At 74.3% G+C, this 20,474-nt stretch carries 21 protein-coding genes; 11 read left to right on the top strand and 10 right to left on the bottom strand.

The window, feature by feature from the left end; genetic code table 11:
* Positions 1–9: 9 nt before the first annotated feature.
* From AC1UE5_RS02670 to AC1UE5_RS02650, 5 genes are all read left to right on the top strand, one after another.
* Complete coding sequence (locus tag AC1UE5_RS02670) at positions 10–321, top strand: hypothetical protein (RefSeq protein ID WP_482920516.1); 312 nt, start codon at positions 10–12, stop codon at positions 319–321.
* A gap of 78 nt (positions 322–399) precedes the next feature.
* On the top strand, positions 400–678 hold the full coding sequence (locus AC1UE5_RS02665; protein ID WP_482920515.1) for a hypothetical protein: 279 nt from the start codon (positions 400–402) through the stop codon (positions 676–678).
* A gap of 51 nt (positions 679–729) precedes the next feature.
* A complete protein-coding gene (locus tag AC1UE5_RS02660) occupies positions 730–1,044 on the top strand; it encodes a hypothetical protein (protein WP_482920514.1) in 315 nt (104 codons plus the stop codon).
* A gap of 41 nt (positions 1,045–1,085) precedes the next feature.
* On the top strand, positions 1,086–2,138 hold the full coding sequence (locus tag AC1UE5_RS02655; RefSeq protein WP_482920513.1) for an ATP-binding protein: 1,053 nt from the start codon (positions 1,086–1,088) through the stop codon (positions 2,136–2,138).
* 114 nt (positions 2,139–2,252) lie between these two features.
* Entirely contained in the window at positions 2,253–3,494 is a 1,242-nt protein-coding gene (locus AC1UE5_RS02650) for an Ig-like domain-containing protein (RefSeq protein ID WP_482920512.1), read from the top strand.
* A 28-nt stretch (positions 3,495–3,522) separates the two neighbouring features.
* Here the strand turns inward: AC1UE5_RS02650 and AC1UE5_RS02645 are convergent, their stop codons facing one another.
* The 7 genes from AC1UE5_RS02645 to AC1UE5_RS02615 all read right to left on the bottom strand — a co-directional run bounded on the left by AC1UE5_RS02645 (position 3,523) and on the right by AC1UE5_RS02615 (position 11,395).
* On the bottom strand, positions 3,523–5,058 hold the full coding sequence (locus AC1UE5_RS02645; protein ID WP_482920511.1) for an acyl-CoA carboxylase subunit beta: 1,536 nt from the start codon (positions 5,056–5,058) through the stop codon (positions 3,523–3,525).
* 26 nt (positions 5,059–5,084) lie between these two features.
* A complete protein-coding gene (locus tag AC1UE5_RS02640; RefSeq protein ID WP_482920510.1) occupies positions 5,085–5,999 on the bottom strand; it encodes a hypothetical protein in 915 nt (304 codons plus the stop codon).
* Between the two features lie 46 nt (positions 6,000–6,045).
* A complete protein-coding gene (locus tag AC1UE5_RS02635; protein WP_482920509.1) occupies positions 6,046–7,209 on the bottom strand; it encodes a hypothetical protein in 1,164 nt (387 codons plus the stop codon).
* A 54-nt stretch (positions 7,210–7,263) separates the two neighbouring features.
* Positions 7,264–8,154 carry a 3-hydroxyacyl-CoA dehydrogenase family protein gene (locus AC1UE5_RS02630; RefSeq protein WP_482920508.1) on the bottom strand — a complete coding sequence of 297 codons (891 nt, stop codon included), beginning with the start codon at positions 8,152–8,154 and terminating at the stop codon, positions 7,264–7,266.
* 18 nt (positions 8,155–8,172) lie between these two features.
* Complete coding sequence (locus tag AC1UE5_RS02625) at positions 8,173–9,312, bottom strand: hypothetical protein (RefSeq protein WP_482920507.1); 1,140 nt, start codon at positions 9,310–9,312, stop codon at positions 8,173–8,175.
* Between the two features lie 96 nt (positions 9,313–9,408).
* Positions 9,409–10,614 carry a hypothetical protein gene (locus AC1UE5_RS02620; RefSeq protein WP_482920506.1) on the bottom strand — a complete coding sequence of 402 codons (1,206 nt, stop codon included), beginning with the start codon at positions 10,612–10,614 and terminating at the stop codon, positions 9,409–9,411.
* 88 nt (positions 10,615–10,702) lie between these two features.
* Positions 10,703–11,395: a GntR family transcriptional regulator gene (locus AC1UE5_RS02615; RefSeq protein WP_482920505.1), complete on the bottom strand. Its 693-nt coding sequence runs from the start codon at positions 11,393–11,395 to the stop codon at positions 10,703–10,705.
* Positions 11,396–11,460: 65 nt separating this feature from the next.
* Here AC1UE5_RS02615 and AC1UE5_RS02610 point away from each other — a divergent pair, with 65 nt between their 5' ends.
* On the top strand, positions 11,461–12,252 hold the full coding sequence (locus AC1UE5_RS02610; protein WP_482920504.1) for an MlaE family ABC transporter permease: 792 nt from the start codon (positions 11,461–11,463) through the stop codon (positions 12,250–12,252).
* Between the two features lie 15 nt (positions 12,253–12,267).
* Here AC1UE5_RS02610 and AC1UE5_RS02605 read toward each other — a convergent pair whose 3' ends face one another.
* From AC1UE5_RS02605 to AC1UE5_RS02595, 3 genes are read right to left on the bottom strand one after another with little or no spacing between them, the layout of a single operon-like run.
* Positions 12,268–13,335: a M28 family metallopeptidase gene (locus AC1UE5_RS02605; RefSeq protein WP_482920503.1), complete on the bottom strand. Its 1,068-nt coding sequence runs from the start codon at positions 13,333–13,335 to the stop codon at positions 12,268–12,270.
* A complete protein-coding gene (locus AC1UE5_RS02600; protein WP_482920502.1) occupies positions 13,332–14,243 on the bottom strand; it encodes a hydroxymethylglutaryl-CoA lyase in 912 nt (303 codons plus the stop codon). Before AC1UE5_RS02600 ends, AC1UE5_RS02605 begins: the two co-directional genes overlap by 4 nt.
* Positions 14,240–14,608, bottom strand: coding sequence for a thioesterase family protein (locus AC1UE5_RS02595; RefSeq protein ID WP_482920501.1), 369 nt, complete (start codon positions 14,606–14,608; stop codon positions 14,240–14,242). Before AC1UE5_RS02595 ends, AC1UE5_RS02600 begins: the two co-directional genes overlap by 4 nt.
* 26 nt (positions 14,609–14,634) lie before the next feature.
* On the opposite strand from AC1UE5_RS02595, the gene cofD reads away from it, so the two are divergent.
* The 5 genes from cofD (at position 14,635) to AC1UE5_RS02570 (ending at position 20,428) form a co-directional block, all read left to right on the top strand.
* On the top strand, positions 14,635–15,561 hold the full coding sequence (gene cofD / locus AC1UE5_RS02590; RefSeq protein ID WP_482920500.1) for a 2-phospho-L-lactate transferase: 927 nt from the start codon (positions 14,635–14,637) through the stop codon (positions 15,559–15,561).
* A complete protein-coding gene (cofC, locus tag AC1UE5_RS02585; protein WP_482920499.1) occupies positions 15,558–16,151 on the top strand; it encodes a 2-phospho-L-lactate guanylyltransferase in 594 nt (197 codons plus the stop codon). The genes cofD and cofC overlap by 4 nt, the downstream gene beginning before the upstream one ends.
* The gene (cofE, locus tag AC1UE5_RS02580; RefSeq protein WP_482920498.1) at positions 16,148–16,873 is read left to right on the top strand and encodes a coenzyme F420-0:L-glutamate ligase; all 726 of its coding nucleotides are present in this window, start codon (positions 16,148–16,150) and stop codon (positions 16,871–16,873) included. The genes cofC and cofE overlap by 4 nt, the downstream gene beginning before the upstream one ends.
* A gap of 14 nt (positions 16,874–16,887) precedes the next feature.
* Complete coding sequence (locus AC1UE5_RS02575) at positions 16,888–17,745, top strand: DUF5718 family protein (protein ID WP_482920497.1); 858 nt, start codon at positions 16,888–16,890, stop codon at positions 17,743–17,745.
* A 67-nt stretch (positions 17,746–17,812) separates the two neighbouring features.
* Entirely contained in the window at positions 17,813–20,428 is a 2,616-nt protein-coding gene (locus tag AC1UE5_RS02570) for an ExeM/NucH family extracellular endonuclease (RefSeq protein ID WP_482920496.1), read from the top strand.
* Positions 20,429–20,474: the final 46 nt, after the last annotated feature.

Here is a 20,474-nt window from a genome sequence, read left to right as displayed (position 1 = left end):
GACGGGGGCGTGTGGACGCTCCCGTCGCTCGCCTACTTCGTCACCGGCTGGGTCTTCGCGGTCGCCGGCGCGCTCGGACGGGAGGTCTCCGAGCCGGCGGGCGCGCTGACGATCGCCTGCGGGCCGCTGTGGATCCTTGCCGGCCTGCGCATCCTCTACGACCTCGACGACCCGTGGACCCGCACCCTCCGCGCCTTCCCGGCCTGGCTGCGCTGGCCCTCCGGCGACCCCCGCACGCTCGGCATGCGCCTCTTCACCTTCGCCGTCTTCGCCGTTCTCGGCCTGGTCTGGGCAGGCTGGGGCGTGACCGCGCTCGTGTAAGCCGCCGCGTCGAACGTCCGTCGGGAACCGACATGCACCGCGTGCCGCTTTGCGCAAGGCGTGCTACAACGTCCGCCCGTGCCGACCACGTCGCTCGCACCTCTGGCCCACAAGCCCGATCGCGTCACGATCTGGCCGCTCGACGACGAGCGGTTCGGCGTCGACGTGACGTACGAGGGGGCGAGCGGGTACGAGCTGGCGACGCGGCACGAGGAGACGCTGAGCACCGCGGGGCTCCCGTTCTCGTTCCGGCAGGAGCTGGGCGGCGCGTGGAGCGTGCGGCTGACGATCCCGGCCGGGCAGGTCGCGTTCGTCGTCGCGAGCTTCGTCGGCGAGCACCCGCCGGCCCGCGGCTAGGTCCACAGGATCTCCACACCGCCGTGACGTGCACGGGGGAACCTCCAGGGCATGCCCCCTGCGGAGGACGACCCCGGGACCGTTCCGGGCGCGAGCGTCCGGTTCACGATCGCGTGCGTCGCGGCGCTCCTGGTGGGCACGGCCGTCGTCGGCCTGGGCACCGAGTGGACCGTCGCGTGCCCCGAGACCGGCGCCTCCGGCTGGATGGACTGCGGCGGCCAGCCCGACGCCGAGTGGCGCGCCGACGGCCTGCCGAACTGGGTGACGCCGCAGATGCTCGTCATCGCCCTCGCGGTCAGCCTGCTCGTCCTTGCCGGCACGTTCCTCGACCACCGCCGCGCGCGTCGGCGCGTCCGTCCCACGTAGGCCGTTCAACCTGCGAAGCTCCCGGGTCGATAGGACCTCCGATGGGCACGCTGACCGACGAGACGACCGGCTGGGACGCCGTCCGCGCTGCCGCGGCGCTCGACGAGGCGCGACACGACCACTGGGAGGTCCCCTCCCACGCCGCAGCGCTCGCGACGCAGGCCCAGGCAGCCGCCGGCACGCTCGGCGACGACCACCTCGGCGCCCGCGCGCACGTCGTCCACGGGCTCATCGCGCTCAACCGCGGCGACCTGCGCGACGCCTTCCGCCACGCGCACGACGCCGAGCGCCTGGCCGAGCGCGCGGACAGCGACGCGGCCCGGCTCGAGGTCGCTGCGCTCAAGTCGCAGGTCAGCTTCTTCGCCGGCGCCCACAACGACGCGCTGCGCCAGGCATGGCTGACGATCGACCTCGGCGAGCGGCTCGCCACCCGCGAGATGCGCATCTTCGCCCGCCGCGGCGCGTGCCTGGTGCTCGGCAACCTGGAGGCGCCGGGGTTCGTGGCCGAGCTGTACGAGCTGCTCCGCCTCTCGATCGCCGCGGGCGACCACTGGCAGATCGCGATCTCCCGCAACGACATCGCGCACTGGCTGATGGTCAACGGCGAGTCCGACGACGCGGAGGTCGAGCTCGACCAGGGGATGGCCATCGCCGAGGAGCTCGCCCCGCACAACGCGTTCGCGCTTGGGGTCCTGCACTGCACGCGCTCGGAGCTGCGGCTGCGCACCGACCGGCCCGGCGACGCGCTGCTCGACGCCGAGCGCGCGCTGGAGCTGTTGGAGGCCGCCCACGGCGAGCCGCACCCCTACCTGTTCGGGGTCGCGACCCGGCTGCAGGTCCAGGCGCTGCTCGCGCTCGGCCATACCGACCAGGCGCACGAGTCGGGGGAGCGCGCGGTCGCGCGGCTCGGCGACCGGGTCCCCCAGGCGAGCGCCATGATCCTCGAGGCGGTCGCCACCTGCCTGCGGGAGGCCGGCCGGACCACGGACGCCTACGACGCCCTGTCGCGCGGGGCGGAGCTGGAGCGGCTGGCGCAGCAGCAGGTCACCGAGATCCTCGCGGAGCTGGCCGACCCGCCGCGCGACCCGCGCTGACCGGGCGGCGGCCGGCCGTGGACGGATGGCCGATGGACAACTACGCCGGAAACCGGTGCGATGCCCACACACGCGGGGCGACCTGGAGCCCTGCCACACGCCTGGGGAGGCGCCGTGAGAGGTCACCGTCTGCTGTCCATCGCGCTGCTCGCTGCCGTGTCGGGGGTTGGGCTGCCCGCGGCGACGGCGCACGCCGAGCCGCCGCGCTGCGAGCCCATCGAGGTCCAGACCCGGGGCGACCAGCCGCTGGACCTGTACGGCTCGTGCTCGCAGTCGTCGCCCGACGGCCCGGTCACCTACCAGCTCGTCCGCCCGGCCGAGCACGGCACGGTCGAGCAGCCGTACGGCGAGGAGGGCTCGCTCCTGCGGTACACCCCCGAGCCGGGGTTCGTCGGCACGGACACGTTCGCCTACCGGGCCACCAGCCCGAGCGGCTCCGGCGCGCCGGCCGAGGCGACGATCGTCATCGACCCGGCCAGCAACCATGCGCCGCTCTGCTACGACACGCACCCGATCCGCACGCGGCCGAACCGCACGAGCGAGCGGGCGGTCACCTGCTTCGACCGTGACGGCGATCCGGTGACGGTGCGCCTCGCGCCCGGCGGCGGGCCGGTGCACGGGACGGTCGCGCTGACGCACCCGCCGGACGCCGCACCGGACACCACGGTGCTGAGGTACACGACCGGCCCGCTGTACACCGGCAGCGACGCGATCGACCTGCTGGCGAGCGACGGCCGTACCGAGGTGCCGGTCCCGGTGATCCCGGTCGAGATCGTCACCGACGACGTGAACACCGCCCCCACGTGCTTCGACCTGCCGATCTGGGCCAGCGCGGGCTGGCCGACGACGGTCGGCTTCCTCTGCGAGGACCCGGAGGGCGACCCGTACACGTTCGCCTTCCCCACCCCGCCGGAGCACGGGACGGCGCGCGGCATCCAGGTCGACGGGCGGCCGGTGCTCGAGTACCGCGCGGCCCGCGGCTACGAGGGCCCCGACCGGTTCACCTACACCGCCAGCGACGGGCGCGCGACCTCCGAGCCGCGCACGATCGACGTCACGGTCACCGACAACGGCGCCCCGCCGCCGGACTGCGCGCCGACGCCGGACCTGCGCGTGCTCCGCAACCGTCCGCGCGTGATCGACCCGCACTGCACGTCCGACGACGGGCCGGTCCTGTACTCCCTCGCCCGGGCACCCAAGCACGGCACGGTGATCATCGCCCACCCGAGCTGGCCGCCGATCTACGTGCCGGACCGCGGCTACGTCGGGCCCGACGACTTCGCGTTCGTCGCGGCCACGGCGGACGGGCCCGGCACGCCGTACGAGCAGACGCTCCAGGTGGTGCGGCGGCTCTGACGGCCGCCGCGTGGACGGCCGGCGTGGGTCAGACCGGGTGGACCGGGTTGACCTTCGCCGGCCAGTCGCGTGACTTGCCGGCGGCGACCGCGAACCGGCGGATGAGGTCCTCGCGCAGGTCCTCAGGCTGGATCACGGCGTCGACGACGAGCTCGGACGCCAGGTGCAGGATGTCGATGTCGGCCGCGTACTCGGCCCGCAGCTCCTCGACCTTCGCCGCGCGAGCGTCGGGGTCCTCGATCGCCTGGATCTGGTTGTAGAAGACCGCGTTGACGGCGGCCTGCGGGCCCATGACCGCGATCGAGGCGGACGGCAGCGCGATGCACGCGTCGGGGTCGAACGCCGGCCCGGCCATCGCGTAGAGCCCAGCCCCGTAGGCCTTCCGCACGATGACGGAGAGCTTCGGCACGGTCGCCTCGGACACGGCCGCGATCATCTTCGCGCCGTGGCGGATGATCCCCTGGCGCTCCACCGCGGTGCCGATCATGAAGCCCGGCACGTCGGCGAGGAAGAGCAGCGGCAGCCCGAACGCGTTGCACAGCCAGATGAAGTGCGCGGCCTTGTCGGCGGAGTCGACGAACAGCACGCCGCCCTTCTGCTTGGGCTGGTTGGCGACGATGCCGACCGCCTTGCCGTCCAGGCGCGCGAACCCGACGACGAGCTCCTTCGCCCAGCGCGGATGGACCTCGAGGAACGAGTCCGCGTCGACGAGGCTGTCGATCAGCAGCTTGATGTCGAACGGCTTGTTCTCGTCCGCGGGGATCAGGTCGCGGATCGGCGTGTCGGAGGCCGGCGGCGCGGGCGCGGCCACCGGCGGCTCCTCGAAGCAGTTCGTCGGGAAGTAGGAGAGCCAGCGGCGCGCCAGCGCGATGCCCTCCTCGTCGGTCTTGACGAGCTGCGTGCCGCACCCGCTCACGCCCGTGTGCATGCGGGCGCCGCCCATCTCCTCCAGCGTCACCTTCTCGCCGATGACCATCTCGGCCATCCGCGGCGAGCCGAGGTACATCGACGCGTTGCGGTCGCGCATGATCACGACGTCGCAGAACGCGGGGATGTACGCGCCGCCGGCGGCGCTCGGCCCGAACAGCACGCAGATCTGCGGGACCAGGCCGCTCAGCTTGACCTCGGTGTGGAAGATCTTCCCGGCGCCGCGGCGGCCGGGGAACATCTGGACCTGCTCGGTGATCCGCGCGCCCGCGGAGTCGACGAGGTAGACCATCGGGATGCGCGTGGACAGCGCGCGCTCCTGGATGCGGATGATCTTCTCGACCGTCTTGGGCCCCCAGGAGCCGGCCTTCACCGTGGGGTCGTTGGCCATCACGGCGATCGGGCGGCCCGCGACGTGCGCCACCCCGGTGACCACGCCGTCTGCGCCCAGCCCGTCCTGCTCCCAGTTCGCCAGCTGCGCGTCCTCGAGGAACGAGCCCTCGTCGACCAGCAGCGCGATGCGCTCACGCACGGGGAGCTTGCCCTGCTCGGCGGCCTTCGCGCGGTGGCGCTCAGGGCCGCCGAGTCGCGCGCGCTCGATGGCGTCGCGCAGATCCGACCCGACCGTCTCTGCCATACGCAGCGCGACTCTAGCGACGGTCGCTACGTGCGGCGCCCACGGGCGATCGCGGCGACGGCCGCGACGAGGGCGAGGACGGCCAGCGCGAGCGGCCACCCGAGCAGCGTCGCGTCCCCGGCGGCCTCGCCGTCGACGACGATGTAGCCGTCGTCGATGGACGTGTCCGTGCCGGGATCGCTCACGAGCATCGCGGAGCTGACGAACAGGGCCAGCACCAGGACGGACACCAGGGCCGGGCCGGGCGCACGGGTGTGCGCGGCGTAGACGGCGAGACCGAGGCCGCCGGCCAGGAGGACCGCCTCCCACCCCCACGCGAGCTCGGTGTTGTAGCCGTAGAGGGTGTAGAGGGCGCCGCCCGCGTACCCGATCGCCGCGAGGGAGACGCCGGCGGCGTCGACGAGCACGTCACGGTGGCGCGGCCGGGTGCGGACACGGCTCGCGGCGACCGCGAACAGGAGCGCGAGCCCCACCAGCACCGCGGAGTAGGCGTCGGCGTCGTCGGGCGAGGCGAGCCACGCGAGCACCGCGACCGCGCCGCCGCCGAACCCGAGCGCCGCGATCAGCAGCGCCGCCGCGGAGCCCGTGCGCCAGGCGCCGGCCGCGGCGGCGAGCGTCACCAGGCCGAAGATCGCGATGATCGAGCGCTCGCCGGTGAACGGGTCCTTCGGCGCGAGGACCGCGAGCAGGGAGTACGCCGCGAGGAACCACACGGCCAGCCCGGCGAGCAGCAGGACCGAGGTGCGCGCCGACGGCCCACCCGCCTCGCCGTCGGCCCCCGCGCGCAGCGCCGCGCCCAGCAGCACGACGGCGGCCGTACCGGAGACGACGAGCAGCGCCGCCTCGCTCCAGGCGTCCCCCATGCGCAGGCATGCGACGAGGACGGCGCCTGCGGCAAGCAGGGCGGCGAGGGAGAGGAGGCGGTCGTCGGCGGCAGGCACGCGGCGGACGCTACACGCGCAGCGTCCGTCGCGCGCCGGCTCGCTCCTACTTCGCGCGCTTGACCGTCAGCGTCTTGGTGACGGCCTTGGCGCCCCGGCCCTTCGGCTTGAGCGTCACCTTCACCGCGGGCCGCTTGGCCTTGCGGAGCGCCGCGCGCACCTTCGCGGGCAGCTTCACGCTGATCGTGCGGGCGGTCTTCCCCGGCTTGACGGTGAACTTCACGACGACGGGCTTGGACGCCTTCGCGACATGGCCGGAGGCCTTCGCGCTCCCGCTCGCCACGGACAGCGTCCCGCTGCACCCGGCCGCGCAGCCCGCGCGGAACCGCAGCGTGCTGCCCTTCAGCGACGCGGTCTTGGCCGGGACGAGCGGCGCGAGCAGGTCGCTGTCATCCGTCGGCGGGACGAGCGGCGCGAGCTCGTCCGGGCGCAGCGGCGGCACCGGCGGCTGGACGGGCGGCGCGGTGCCGTCGTCGAACGTGTGCTGCGCGGTGCGGTCGAACCGGATCGTGCCCTCCCAGGAGAGCGTGCACCGCGTCGTGCTGTCGTCGAGGCCCGGGCAGCGCTCCTTGGCCTCCTGGGCGGGCGTCGAGTGGACGAGCTGGATGATCGTCCCCATCCCGATCGCCTCGCCGGGCAGGTCGAAGTCGGTGTCGAGCAGGCCCTGGCCGAACGGCTCGGAGCCGTCGAGCATCAGGCCGATCGGGTCGGTCCCCGGGCAGGGCATGTCCAGCCGCAGGCCCTCCGCCAGGCGCATGGTCAGCCGCTCCCCCGGCCCGAGCGGCTCGAGCATGTCGGGGTTGTCGTCGATGATCGCGCGGCCGAGCGAGGACTCGGGGATCGGTGTGCAGGTGTACGTCCGGGTCTGCGGGTCGTTGCGCTCGTCGAGCCACTTCTCGACCCGCTTGCCGCTGCCGGTCGTCGTCGCGTCGCCGAGGCCCCACTGGCCCGGGTTGCGCAGTTTGCCGTTGCGGAAGAGCACGTCGTCGATCGTGGTCTTCATCGTCACGGTGGCGTCCGTGATGCGCTCGCTGCTCGTGCCGGGGCCGGACACGCGCAGCGACGAGTGGCCGTAGGTGAGCTTGACCTCGGCCGTGACGGCGTACGTGGTCTCGGTGATCGGGGTGGCGTGCGCGGCGGGTGCGCCGGCGGTCGCGCACGCGGCGGCGGCTGCGGCTGCGGCGGCCGTCAGGGTTCTCCGGAGGGGCATGTGCCGATCCTTCTCGGCACACGCCCGCTCCACATCGGGGAACCCCCCGAGGAGCTATCGCGCGGCGGCGGCGTTGGGGACCGGCGCGTCGCCGGACCAGTCGTAGAAGCCCTTGCCGGTCTTGCGGCCGAACCAGCCGGCGGCGACGAGCTTGCGGAGCGTGGGCGGCGGCGCGAACCGCTCGTTGCGCAGCTCCTCGTACATGTTCTCGCACGTCTTCAGGAGCGTGTCGAGGCCGACGAGGTCGTTGAGCATCAGTGGCCCGACCGGGTGGCCGGCGCCCGCCTTCATCGCCGCGTCGATCTGGTCCGCCGTGCCGACGCCCTCCTCCAGCGCGCGGATCGCGTCGGCCATGTACGGGACGAGCAGGCGGTTGACGACGAAGCCGGCGGTGTCGCGGGTGGGGATCGGCTGCTTCTTGATGCCGGTGACCCACTGCTCGGCGGCCGCCATCGTCTCGTCGGACGTGGTGATCGCGCGGACGACCTCGACGAGCGCCATCCGCTGGACGGGGCTGAAGAAGTGCAGGCCGACGAAACGGTCGGGGCGCTGGGTCGCGGCGGCCTGGTCGACGACGCTCAGCGCGGACGTGTTCGTCGCGAAGATCGTGTCCGCCTTGGCGATGCCGTCGAGCTCGCTCCACAGCGCGCGCTTGAGGTCGAGGACCTCGGGGATCGCCTCGACGATGATGTCGCGGTCCGCGAGGGTCTCCAGCTCGGTGGTGCCGGTGATGCGCTGGCGCGCCGCGTCGGCCTCCTCCTGCGTGGTCTTGCCCTTCTCGACCGCCTTCGCGAGCAGCTTCTCGATGCTCGCGATGCCCTTGTCGACGAAGCGCTGCTCGACGTCCCTGAGGACGACGTCGTAGCCCGCCTCCGCGGCCACCTGAGCGATCCCGTGTCCCATCAGGCCGGCGCCGACGACGCCGACCCGCTTGATCTCAGCCATGGGACGGGAATCTAGGCGTTAGCCCTTCACCGGCAGCGTGCGCTTGGTCGCCTTGCCGCCGCCGTGCGGCCTCGTGGTCACCACGAGCCTCGCCTTCCTCGCCCGCTTCACCGCGCGCCGGGCCGCCGGCCTCAGCCTCAGCCTGACCGTCTTCTGCCCCGCCTTCGCGCGGAACTTCACGGTCGCGGCGGGCTTGCGGGCGCCGCCGATGAGGAGCGCGGCGGTGCCCGAGCACGCGGTCGCGCATCCTGGAGTCAGCTTGAGGTCGCCGTTGACGTACCGCTCGACGGCGGCGGTCAGGCCCTCGGCGTTGATCGGCTTCGGCTTGGGCTGGTTGACGTAGTCCTCGACGGCCGTGCGGAGCCCCTCGGCGTTGATCGGCGGGCCGGGCGGCGGCGTGGCCGGGCCGGGCTGCGGGCTGCCGGGGAACTGCTCCTCGTGCGTGCGGGTGAACGTCACGGTGCCGCTCCAGGCGAACTCACACCGGTACGTCCAGTCGTCCTCGTGCGGGCAGAACGCGGGGCTGCTCTGCGGCGCCGTCGAGGCGACGTTCTGGATGATCTTCCCCATCCCGAGCGCCTCGGCGGGCAGGTGGAACCGCGCGTCGAAGAGGCCGTCGCCGAGCTGCGCCGCGGGCCTGGCGAGCTCGATCTGCCGGTCGGTCCCGTCGCAGTCCAGCGAGCCGCCCGCGGCGTCGGCGATGCGCAGGACGACGCGTTGGCCGCCGCCGGGCGCGGGCGGCGCGGCCGGGTCGACCTCGAGCCGGCTCGAGCCGATCCCCGACCGGTGGTCGCCGGCGCAGCGGTCGCGGTCCTTGACCCACGTGTGGAGCTGCTCGCTCCAGACCCGCTCCTCCAGGAAGCCGCTGGTCTGCAGGTGCTGGTCGACGAGCCCCATGTTCGCGGTGACGAGCGCGCCGTTGCGGAACAGGACGTTCTCGATCGTGCCGGTGAGCCGGGCGGTCGCAGCGAGGTCGGTCTCGTGCTGCCAGTCGGTGCCGCGCTCCTCGAAGCGCGCGTACTTCCACGTCGCCATGACGTCGACGTCGACGCGGTACTCGGCCTCGTAGATCGGGCCCTGCGCGGAGGTGGTTGCGGGGATCAGCGCGAGCGCCGCGCCGGCGGACGCGGCGCTCGGCAGGAGTCGTCGGGAGAGCATGGCGGCGATGCTCGCGCCGGCGGCGCGCGCGGGCATCGGGGGTCCGCCGGGCGCGCGGTCCCCTCCCAGAGATGTGGGGTCCGCGCGGCCCCGGCCTCAGCGCCGGAGCGCCACCGTGCTCGTGACCGCCTTCGCGCCCTTCGGCGTGAGCGTCACCACGACGCTCCGCGCGCGCTTCACCACGCTGCGCGGCACGGCGACCGAGACCGTCCGCGCACCCGCCTTCACGCGGAAGCTGCGGGTCGCGAGCCCCCTCCCGCCCGCGCCCTTGATCTTCGCGGTGCCGCTGCACCCGGCCGGGCAGACGGCGGCGAACGTGAGCCTGCGGCCGCTCGGGTGGACGACGACGCGCTTCGGGGCCACGACGCGCTGGCCGCTGGTCGAACCAGTCGCGCGACTGGTGGGACCAGTGGTGCCGGGGGCCGTCGGGCCCTGCGGCGCGGGGACGGGCGGCGGGGCCGGCTGCTCCCCACCGCGCGGCACGTCGTCCGGCCACTGCTCGTAGAAGTGGTGCTCGCCGACCTTGCGGAACGTGATCTTCGCGTGCCAGTCGAACGTGCACGCCTGCGTGTTCTCGATGTCGCTCTCGCGCTTGTCGGGGCAGAAGGCCGGGGTCTTCTGGAACGCCGCCGCGTGGACGACCTGGATGATCTGCCCCATCCCGATCGTCTCGCCCGGGAGCGTGAAGGCGGCGTCGAGCATCGCCTCGCCGACCGGGCGCCGGTACGACTGGAGCCCGCCCAGGTCGAACCCGTCCGGCGTCGGCGCATCGCCGACGCAGTCCTCCACACCCATCGGCAGCACCTCCGCGAACCGCACGCGGAAGCTCTGCCCGTCCGGCCCGTGGCCGCCGTCGACCAGCTGCGCCTGGCCCGGGTGGTCCATCGGCGCCGCGGCGCAGTCGAGCTTGCGACGCACGGTGCGCTGGTTGGCCTCGTCCCACCAGCGGTCGGCGAGCGAGACGGTGCCGTCGGCGGTCTGCGTGGCGCCGCCGGTCCGCTTGGGCGTCATGAGCTTGCCGTCGCGGAAGAGGATGTGCGGGATCGTCGCGCGGACCGTCGTGCCCGCATCCCAGACCACCTCCTTCTGGTACTCGGGGTTGAGCTTCTCCATGAAGTAGCGGTGGGCGTACGTCGCGGTCAGCTCGAGGTCGGCTTCGTACTCGGCCTCGTAGATCGTCGCCTGCGCGGCGCCGGGCGCGGCCAGCGCGACGGCCGCGCTGACGAGCGCGCCGGCGGCGAGGAGGGAGCGGGTCATCGGGAGCATGCGCCGCAGCGTGTCCGGCGCGCGGTCGCGCGTCATCGGGTGATCCCCGGTCGTGCGGGGACCTCGGGGGGTGCCAGGGGGTCGGGCGCGCGCGCCGGCGACCGCCGTCCCGAGCGACCGGCGGTCAGGCGGTCGCGGGGCGGGTGCGGGGAGCGGGAGCGGTGGTCGCGCGCGGCTTCGCGGCCTTCGCCGGCGCGTCGCCCTCGCGCAGCTCCGGCGGGAGCGTCGCTGCCGCGACCTCCGCGATGCGGCGCGCGACGTCGTCGCGCGCGTCGAGGAGCGCGTCGATGTCGAGGAGGCGCGGGCCGGCGGCGGGTGCGGGCGCGGTGGCGGCGGGGACGAGGTTGTGGCGCTCCTGCAGGTCGGCGAGGACGCGCTCGAGCACCGCGATCTCCGCCCGCAGCTCGCGGCGGCGGGCGGCGGCGGTGCCGGCCCGCGGCCGCTCCGCACCGCCGGCGTAGAGGGCAGCGGCCAGCTCGCGCGGGTCGACGCCCTCGTCCAGCGCGGCCCGGCGCGCGCGCTCGACGAGCTCGGCCGGCGCACCCGACGACCGCGGCGCGCTCGCGACGTACGTGCCCGCGCCGTGACGCACGTCCAGCAGCCCGTCGTCGACCAGCCGCCCGATGACCGAGCGCACGGTGTTGACGTTCACGCCCAGCGCGTCGGCGAGCTCCCGCGCGCCGGGGAGCCGCTCGCCGGGCACGAGCCGGCCCGCGCCGATCGCCGCCCGCAGCCCCCACGCGAGCTGCAGCCCGACCGGCGCCTCCAACGCCCGGTCCAGCCCGATCCCCGCGTCACGCAGCCACGCCTCAGCCATCCGCCGCCACGGTACCGGAGAGCGCTAGTGATCTAGAGTTCTAGTTCTCTAGTACTCTCCGCCGCATGGCGCACGCGGCGGCACGGCTCGGACAGGCGGCGGAGGAGATCGGCGACGTCGTCGTCCTCACCGGCAAGACGCTGGTCGCGGCCGTCCGGCCGCCGTTCCCGTGGGGCGGCGAGTTCGTCAGCCAGTTCCTCTTCGCGCTGAAGCTGTGCTGGTTCCCGCTGCTGGTCAGCACGGTGTGCGCGGGCTACGGCGCGCCGGGGCTGCAGGGCGCGAACTTCCTCGTGCTGTTCGGCGCGCTCGACCGCCTCGGCGGCATCTTCGTGCTCGCCTCGATCCGCGAGTTCGCGCCGCTCATCACCGCGATCATCGTCTCGGGCGTCGCCGGCACCGCGATCACCGCCGACCTCGGCGCGCGCAAGATCCGCGAGGAGCTCGACGCGCTGCAGGTCCTCGGCGTCGACCCGGTCAAGAACCTCGTGGTCCCGCGCTTCCTGGCGCTCGTCATCCTCACCGGCCTGCTCGACGTCTTCGCCCTCATCTGGGGCGTGTTCGGCGGCATCATCGCGACGCTCGTCTACGGCGCGCCGCTCGGCCCGTTCTGGGCCACCTTCTTCACCAACGCGAGCACCACCGACCTGTGGGGCTCGGTGGTCAAGTGCACCGGCTTCGGCGCGATCGTCGCCATCGTCTGCTGCTACAAGGGCATGACTGCGAGCGGCGGCGCGGAGGGCGTCGGCCGCGCGGTCAACCAGGCCGTCGTGATCTCGCTCCTCGGCATCGCGGCCTTCAACTTCGTCTTCACGCAGACCCTCCTCGCCACCCACCCCGAGATCCAGGTGATCAGGTGACGGTCCGGCGGCCGGTCAGCCGCAGGCGAACAACCGCGCGGTGCCTTCCGCGATCGCCACGCAGCGCGCGACGCAGTCGTGGTCGACGTGCTCGGGGAGGTCGGACATGCGGTGGTAGTGCGTGTAGGCGCCGTCGGCACCGACCGACAGCAGCGAGGCCGCGGGAACGCCCGCGAAGCGGGCCAGGACGGGGTCGGTCCACGCGCCGATGCGCCAGCGCTCGGGGGCGTCGAAGCCGGCGGCGTGCGCGCCGCGGTCGACCAGCGCGAGGTCGGCCGCGCGGTAGCGGTGCGAGAGCACGGTGCCCTCCGCCCGCGCGACGACGGGCACGCCGCTCCCCACCGTGTCGAGCCCCAGCACGAACGACCGCGCGGGCTCCAGCGGGTGCTCGGCGAGGAAGGCGCGCATCCCGCCCATCCCCGACTCCTCCGCCCCGACCAGCGCGACGAGCACCTCGCACCCGTCGAGGGGATCGGCCGCGAGCCGGCGCGCGCACTCGAGCACGGCCGCGACGCCCGAGGCGTTGTCGTTGGCGCCCGGCACCGGAGGTCGCAGCGCGGTGTCGAGCAGGAGCGCGGCGATCGCGGCCAGGGGCGCGCGGCGGCCGGCGAGGATCGCGAGGGCGGCGGCCAGGCCCGCCGGCGCCTGCGCCCGGCGGCGGGTGGAGGTCCCGGTGGAGATGAGGCGCGGGTGCCAGACGAGGCCGGAGCGCTGCGCGTCGAGGTGCGCGACGAGCACGAACGTCCGCTCCACCCGCCCCCGCGCCGGGATGCGCGCGACGCAGTTGAGGCCGTGGCCGGACGGGAGGACGCGCGGCAGGAGGTCGAGGCGTCCGGACACCGCCAGCTCGTAGACCGCCGCCGCGGCCGCGCGGTGCGACAGGCGGGGCAGGAGGCCGCCCGCGAGGTGCAGCAGGTGCGTCCACGCGTACGTGCGCGGCCACCGGTACGGCTCGAGCGCGACGTCCTCGATGCCCGCCTCCTGCAAGCGGCCGAACGCCCACTGCGCCGCCGCCTTCTCCCCCGCGCTCGCCGAACCGCGGTCCATCGAAGCGAGCGCCGCGATGTCCCGCGCGACGCTCATTCGCGCCAGTCGATCGGCCCGGCCGTCAGCGTGTGGGAGCCGAGCGGGCGGCCGAGGATCTCCTGCGCGTGCCGCGCGACCGCGACCAGGGCGACGAGATCCACGCCCGTCGCCAGGCCCATCTCGTGCAGCATCGAGACGAGGTCCTCGGTGGCGATGTTGCCGGTCGCGCCCGCGGGGACCGGGCAGCCGCCCAGCTCCCCGAACGACGACTCGAACGAGCGGCAGCCGGCGTCCAGCGCCGCGAGCACGTTCGCCAGGCCCTGCCCGCGGGTGTTGTGGAAGTGCGCGGTCAGCTCGACCTCGTCGCCGAGCACCCGGCGCGCCTCGCCGAAGAACGACCGCACCTGCACCGGGTTCGCCATGCCGGTCGTGTCGCCGAACCCGATCTCCTCCGCGCCCGCCTCGATCAGCCGCGCGGCGATCTCGAACACGCGCGCGGGCGGGACGTGGCCCTCGTACGGGCAGCCGAACGACGTCGCGATGACGGCCTCGGCGCGCAGCCCGGCCTCCCGGGCGCGCGGGATGACGCGCTCCAGCGCGGCGAGCGACTCGTCGACGGAGCGGTTGACGTTCTTGCGGTTGTGCGTCTCGGACGCGCTGAGGAAGACGTTGACCTCCTCGAAGCGGTCCCGGACGGCGAGCGCATTCTCCAGCCCGCGCTCGTTGGGGATGAGCACCGTCCGCGCGACGCCGGGCGGCACGTCGATCCCGCGCAGCACCTCCTGCGCATCTGCCAGCTGCGGGATGACGTCCGGGCGGACGAACGAGGTCACCTCGAGCCGCGTCAGGCCCGTCCGCGCGAGCCCGTCGATCAGCTCGATCTTCGCGTCGGTCGGGATGATCTCGGGCTCGTTCTGGAACCCGTCGCGCGGCCCGACCTCGCGGATGCGGACGGTGTCGGTCACGCGGCCGAGGCCCCCTGCACGACCCGCCGCTCGTGCGTGCCGACGCCGAGGACCCGCTCGCCCTCGCGCACCTCCACGTCGAACCGCCACTTGCGCCCGTCCGCGACCTCGCGCACGCGCGCGTGCGCCACGCACGACGCGCCCTCGAAGGCGCCCGCGACGTGCTTGATGCAGACCTCGAAGCCGACCGTGGCCTGGCCGTCGGGGAGGTGCTCGAGCGCGAGCATGGCCGCGTTGCGCTCCATCATCGCGATCATCCCGGGCGTCGAGAGGACCTTCGTCGGGATCGTCCCGCCCACGTCGGTGAGCAGGAGCCCCTCGACCGTGAACTCGCTGGTGCGCTCGGCGCCGATCGCTGCCTCCATCTGCGGCAGGCTACAGTCGCCCGCCGATGCCCGACCGCTCCACCGTCGTCGTGCTCGCCGGGGGCACCGGCGGCGCCAAGCTCGCCCGCGGGATGCAGGACGTCGTCGGCGACGAGCTCGTCGTGATCGCCAACACCGGCGACGACGTCGAGATCTACCGCAGCCACGTCTCCCCCGACCCGGACCTCGTCACGTTCTGGCTCGCGGACCTGATCGACGAGCGCGGCTGGGGCCTGCGCGACGACACGTTCGCGACGATGGACGGCCTGCGCGCGATCGGCGAGGACGTCTGGTTCAACCTCGGCGACCGCGACCTCGCGATCTGCCTGCAGCGCGCGGAGGAGCTCGCGTCCGGCGCCCGGCTGACCGAGTGCGTGCGCGGGCTCGCGCGGCGGCTCGGCGTCCCCGCGACGGTGCTGCCGATGAGCGACCGGCCGGTGCGGACCGCGGTCAAGGTGCGCGGGACCTGGTTCCCCTTCCAGGAGTTCATGATCCGCGAGCGCGCGGACGGGCCGGTCGAGGACGTGCGGTTCGACGGCGCGTCGGAGGCACGGCCGTCGCCGGAGGTGCTGGAGGCGCTGCGACGGGCGCGGGCGATCGTGATCGGGCCGTCGAACCCGGTCATCTCGATCGGGCCGATCCTGGCCGTGCCGGGTATCGCGGACGCGCTGCGGGAGGCCGCGGCGCCCGTCGTCGCAGTGTCGCCGATCGTCGCGGGCGAGGTGCTCAAGGGCCCGACGCGCGCCTTCCTGGAGTGGCGCGGGGTGCCGTGCGACGCGGGCGGGATCGCGGAGGTGTACGGCGGGCTGCTCGACGGGCTCGTGACCGACGAGGACGTCGCGCTGCCGGTCCCGGCGCTGCGCGCGCCGACGCTCCTGTCGACGCCGCAGGAGCGCGAGCGGGTCGCGCGGGACGTGCTGGCCTTCGCGCTCGCCCTACAGTCCGACCCGTGACCACCGTCGCGGTCCTTCCGATCAAGCGGTTCGCGAACGCCAAGCAGCGGCTGGAGCGCGACGACCGCGGCGAGCTGATGCGGGCGATGGCGAGCGGCGTGCTCGACGCGGTGTGCGCGGCGGTGCAGGTCGACCACGTGCTCGTCGTGACGTCCGACCTCGAGGCGGGTGCGCTGGCCCGGCGCGTGGGCGCCGAGGTCGTGCACGAGCCCGGGCTGCTCGGCCACTCGGCCGCCGCGTCGCTCGGGGTCGCTCGGGCGGTGGAGCTGGGCGCGCTGCGGGTCCTGCTCGTCGCCGGCGACTGCCCGCTGATGACGAGCGCCGACGTCGACGAGCTGCTGCGGGCGCACGCGGTGGACGAACCGGGCGTGGTCGTGCTCGCGGACCGCCACGGGACGGGGACGAACGGCCTGCTCCTGACGCCGCCGGCGGCGCTCGCGCCCGCGTTCGGGCCGGGATCGCGGGAGCGGCACGCGAGGCTCGCGCTGGAGGCGGGCGTGCCGTGCGTGGTGGAGGATCGCGTCGCGTTCGCGCACGACGTCGACACGCTCGACGACCTCGCGCAGGTCGAGCGCACGCGCGCGGCGTGATCTCCGCGGCGGCGATCCCCGGGATCCCGGAGGTCGCGGCGGGCGACGACCTGGCGGCGCTGCTGCGGCCGCACGTCCAGGAGGGTGACGTCGTGGTGCTCGCCCACAAGATCGTGTCGAAGGCCGAGGGGCGGGTCGTCGCGCTCACGTCGGTCACGCCGTCGCCGCGCGCGGTCGAGCTGGCGGCGGCGCTGGGGAAGGACGACCCACGCCACGTCGAGGTCGTCCTGCGCGAGTCGGCGGAGGTCGTGCGCGCGGAGCGCGGCGTGCTGATCTGCCGCACCCACCACGGCTTCGTGTGCGCGAACGCGGGCGTCGACGCGTCGAACGTGGCGGACGGCTCGGTCGTGCTCCTGCCGGTCGACCCCGACGCGAGCGCGCGGGTGCTGCGGGCCGCGCTCGGCGTGCGCTGCGGCGTCGTGATCGCCGACTCCTTCGGCCGGGCCTGGCGCACCGGCCAGGCCGACGTGGCGATCGGGGTCGCGGGGCTCGCGCCGCTGGAGGACTTCCGCGGGAGCGTCGACGCGCACGGCCGCGAGCTGCGCGCGTCGGTGATCGCGATCGCCGACGAGGCCGCCTCCGCCGCCGACCTCGCCCGCGCCGGCAAGGCCGCGCGCGAGCCCGCGGTCGTCGTCCGCGGCCTCGACCGCCACCTCCTCGACGGCGACGGCCCGGGGGTCGGGCCGCTGGTTCGGGCGCGCGCGGACGACCTGTTCACGTAGGCTCCCGCGCCGCGATGCAGCTGGAGCTCGACGATCTGCGCGGGGTGCTCGGCTTCGGGGTGGCCGGGAACTTCGCCGGGCACCTCGAGCAGGCCGGGGAGGCTGCGGACTTCACGTCCGTGACCGCCGCGACCCCAGAGGCCCCGAAGGGGATCTTCCCCTGGTACGTGCCGGGCGCCGACACGTTCCTCGGGACGTTCCCGCTCAGCCACGACACGATCGCGTGGCCGGCGGACGCGCCGGAGCCGGTGAACCTCCAGATCGAGCCGGAGGTCGGGCTGCTCGCGGACGTGGTGTACGGCGAAGACCGCGCGGTGCAGGCGCTGCGGCCGGTGGCGATCGGCGCGTTCGACGACTGCTCGATCCGCCGCCCCGGCGCGCCGAAGATCAGCGTCAAGAAGAACTGGGGCGCGGCGTCGAAGGGCGTGGCCGAGCGGTTCGTCCCGGTCGAGGAGATCGAGGCGGACGGCGCGACGCGGACGCTCCGCCTGGCGAGCTTCCTGCGGCGTGACGGCCGCGCGGAGGCGTACGGCGTCGACTCGCCGCTCCCCGGCTACTCGTACTACGGCACGCGGCTGCTGGACTGGATCGCCGACCGCCTGAACCACCAGCAGGGCGCGCCCGACACGCCGCTGGAGGACGTCGGGGCGCTCCTCGCCCGCGCCGGTCGACCCGAGCGCGTCCTCGTCGGGATCGGCGCCACGCGCTACACGCCGCTCGGCGCCTCCACGTACCTCCGGCCTGGCGACGAGGCGCTGGTCATCGTCTACGACGGCGCGCGCACCAGCGAGCACGAGGTCGCGACCGCGGTCGCGCGGGGCACCGAGGACGAGCTGCCTGGCGCCAGCGTGCTCCGCCAGCGCGTCGAGTAGGGCATCATCGCCCGTTCACGGACGGGCAACCTGGCGGCAGGGAAGCTCCGCGAACGTCCCCGGAGCGATGATCCGACGCACAGCCCTGAGCCTCGCGCTCGCAGCCGCCGCAGCCGCCGTGCCCGCCACGGCGCAGGCCGCCCCCGCCGACCTCGTGATCGCCCAGGCGTACGGGGGCGGAGGGAACAGCGGCGCCGCGTACACGCACGACTACGTCGAGCTGTTCAACCGCGGCGACACGCCCGTGACCACGAACGGGCGCTCGGTGCAGTACGCCAGCGCGACCGGCACCGGCGCCTTCCAGGCCGTCGCGCTGCCGGACGCGACGCTCCAGCCCGGGCAGGCGTTCCTCGTCCAGCTCGCGCCCGGCGCGGGGAACGGGCAGCCGCTCCCGGCCGCCGACGCGACCGGCGGGCTGAACCTCTCGGGCACCGGCGGCAAGGTCGCGCTCGCCGACGGCGCGCAGTCGCTGGGCTGCAACGGCGGCTCGCTCCCCTGCGACGCCGACCAGCGCGCACGGATCGTCGACCTCGTCGGCTACGGCACCGCGAACTTCTACGAGGGCTCCGCCGCGGCGCCCGCGACGACCAACGCCACCGCCGCCACGCGCACCACCGGCGGCTGCACCGACACCGACGACAACGCCGCGGACTTCACCAGCGCCGAGCCGAGCCCGCGCACGACCGCCAGCCCGCTCGCGCCGTGCGGCGGCGACCGGCCCCCGACCGTCACGGGCACCACGCCCGAGGACGGCGCGCGCGGCGTGCCCGAGGACACCGACATCACCGTCACGTTCTCCGAGGACGTCGCCGAGCCGCAGTTCGCGCTCACGTGCGGGGACGCCGTGCAGCCCTTCATGGCGTCCGGCGAGAAGACGCAGTGGCGCGTCGATCCGGTCAGCGCGCTCCCCCGCGAGGCGCTCTGCGCGCTGACCATCCGCACCGCCGACGGCCTCGACGACGCCATCGGCTTCGAGACCGCCGGCCGCTGCGAGGACCCGACGACCGCCATCCCGGCGATCCAGGGCACGGGCGCGACGAGCCCGAGCGCCGGGACCCGCGTGAGCACGAAGGGCGTCGTCGTCGGCTCGTTCCCCGGCCTGAGCGGCTTCTTCCTCCAGGACCCGGCCGGCGACGGCGACCGCCGCACGAGCGACGCGATCTTCGTCTACGCCCCCGTCGCGGCCCAGCAGCCCGCCGCCGGCGACACGGTTCGCGTGCGCGGCGACGTCGTGGAGTTCAAGCGCGAGGACGCCCACACCGAGACGCTGACCGAGCTGACGAACGTCACCGTCACCCCGTGCGGCACCGGCGCGCCGCTCCCGCGGGCGCAGGAGCTCGACCTCCCCCGCTCCCGCACCAGCCTGGAGCGGCTGGAGTCGATGCGCGTCCGCTCCACCGACCGGCTGACGGTCACCGACCTCTACAACCTGCGCTTCGGCGAGGTCCTGCTCAGCAGCCTCGGCCGGCTCGTGCAGCCGACGGAGATCCTGCCGCCCGGCCGCCTGGCGCGCGCGGCGGATCAGCTCAACGCCGACGCGACGATCGTGCTCGACGACGGGCGCTCGTCCACGAACCTGAGCCCGACGCTCTTCACGTCCGACGCCGAGCCACGCCGCCGCGGCGACCGGCTCACCACGCCGCTGGAGGGCGTCCTGCACGTCGACTTCGACGCCTTCCGCGTCCAGCCGACCGGCCGCGTCGCCTTCGACACCGGGCGCAACCCGCGCCCCGCCAGGCCCGCGAGCGTGGGCGGCAACCTCAAGGCCGGCTCGTTCAACGTCCTCAACTACTTCCTGACCTTCGGGCGGAGCGAGGACCGCGGCGCCGACAGCCCGGAGGAGCTCGCGCAGCAGGAGGCCAAGCTCGTGGCGGCGATCAACGGCCAGGACGCGGCGGTCCTGGGGCTGCAGGAGATCCAGGACACGACCGACGAGCCGTCGCTGGGCAACGACCCGGACGCGGCGCTCGACCGCCTCGTCGCCGCGCTCAACGCGGACGCGGGCCACGCCAAGTGGGCCAAGTCGCCGGTGCCGCAGCCGTTCGGCAACACCGACGAGATCCGCGTCGCGCAGATCTACCAGCCCGCGAAGGTGCAGCGGGTCGGCGCGCCGGTCGCGTTCAACGATGAGCGGTTCATCGGGATCGCGCGCGTGCCGATCGCGCAGACCTACCGCGGGCCGGGCGGCGACACGTTCACGGTGATCGCCAACCACTTCAAGTCGAAGGGATGCGGCTCCGCGACGGGCGGCGACCTCGACCAGGGCGACGGCCAGTCCTGCTACAACGCCACGCGCGTCGAGCAGGCGCAGGCGCTGCTCGAGTTCATCGAGCACCTCCGTGAGGCCACGGGCGACGACGACGTCCTCGTGGTCGGCGACCTCAACGCGTACAGCCGCGAGGACCCGATCCGCACGCTGGAGCGCGGCGGGCTGACGAACCTGCACGGGCGGTTCGGCGGGCTCGGCCGCTACTCGTACGTGTTCGACGGCAAGCAGGGCGTGCTCGACCACGCGCTCGCGAGCCGCTCGCTGGCCCGCAAGGCGACCGGCGCGACCGAGTGGCACATCAACACCGACGAGGCCGGGCCCGAGCAGTACGACGGGTTCGACGCGCTGTACGACCCGGATCCATACGCGTCGTCCGATCACGACGCGAGCCTGGTCGGGTTCCGGCTGCGGTAGGTCGGCCCGACGGTCCATGTACCGGTGCGTGGTGCGGTGAGAGGGT

The organism is Parviterribacter multiflagellatus (genome assembly GCF_056863265.1).
Note: the sequence above shows the minus strand (reverse complement) of the source record. Positions and strands in the feature narration are given on the sequence as shown.

Bases quoted from the DNA above. Each gene is read 5' to 3' on its own strand.
- AC1UE5_RS02660 (WP_482920514.1), top strand. From the start codon at position 730: ATGCCCCCTGCGGAGGACGACCCCGGGACCGTTCCGGGCGCGAGCGTC.
- AC1UE5_RS02655 (WP_482920513.1), top strand. From the start codon at position 1,086: ATGGGCACGCTGACCGACGAGACGACCGGCTGGGACGCCGTCCGCGCT.
- AC1UE5_RS02645 (WP_482920511.1), bottom strand. From the start codon at position 5,058: ATGGCAGAGACGGTCGGGTCGGATCTGCGCGACGCCATCGAGCGCGCG.
- AC1UE5_RS02635 (WP_482920509.1), bottom strand. From the start codon at position 7,209: ATGCCCCTCCGGAGAACCCTGACGGCCGCCGCAGCCGCAGCCGCCGCC.
- AC1UE5_RS02630 (WP_482920508.1), bottom strand. From the start codon at position 8,154: ATGGCTGAGATCAAGCGGGTCGGCGTCGTCGGCGCCGGCCTGATGGGA.
- AC1UE5_RS02625 (WP_482920507.1), bottom strand. From the start codon at position 9,312: ATGCTCTCCCGACGACTCCTGCCGAGCGCCGCGTCCGCCGGCGCGGCG.
- AC1UE5_RS02620 (WP_482920506.1), bottom strand. From the start codon at position 10,614: ATGACGCGCGACCGCGCGCCGGACACGCTGCGGCGCATGCTCCCGATG.
- AC1UE5_RS02615 (WP_482920505.1), bottom strand. From the start codon at position 11,395: ATGGCTGAGGCGTGGCTGCGTGACGCGGGGATCGGGCTGGACCGGGCG.
- AC1UE5_RS02610 (WP_482920504.1), top strand. From the start codon at position 11,461: ATGGCGCACGCGGCGGCACGGCTCGGACAGGCGGCGGAGGAGATCGGC.
- AC1UE5_RS02605 (WP_482920503.1), bottom strand. From the start codon at position 13,335: ATGAGCGTCGCGCGGGACATCGCGGCGCTCGCTTCGATGGACCGCGGT.
- AC1UE5_RS02595 (WP_482920501.1), bottom strand. From the start codon at position 14,608: ATGGAGGCAGCGATCGGCGCCGAGCGCACCAGCGAGTTCACGGTCGAG.
- cofD (WP_482920500.1), top strand. From the start codon at position 14,635: ATGCCCGACCGCTCCACCGTCGTCGTGCTCGCCGGGGGCACCGGCGGC.
- AC1UE5_RS02575 (WP_482920497.1), top strand. From the start codon at position 16,888: ATGCAGCTGGAGCTCGACGATCTGCGCGGGGTGCTCGGCTTCGGGGTG.
- AC1UE5_RS02570 (WP_482920496.1), top strand. From the start codon at position 17,813: ATGATCCGACGCACAGCCCTGAGCCTCGCGCTCGCAGCCGCCGCAGCC.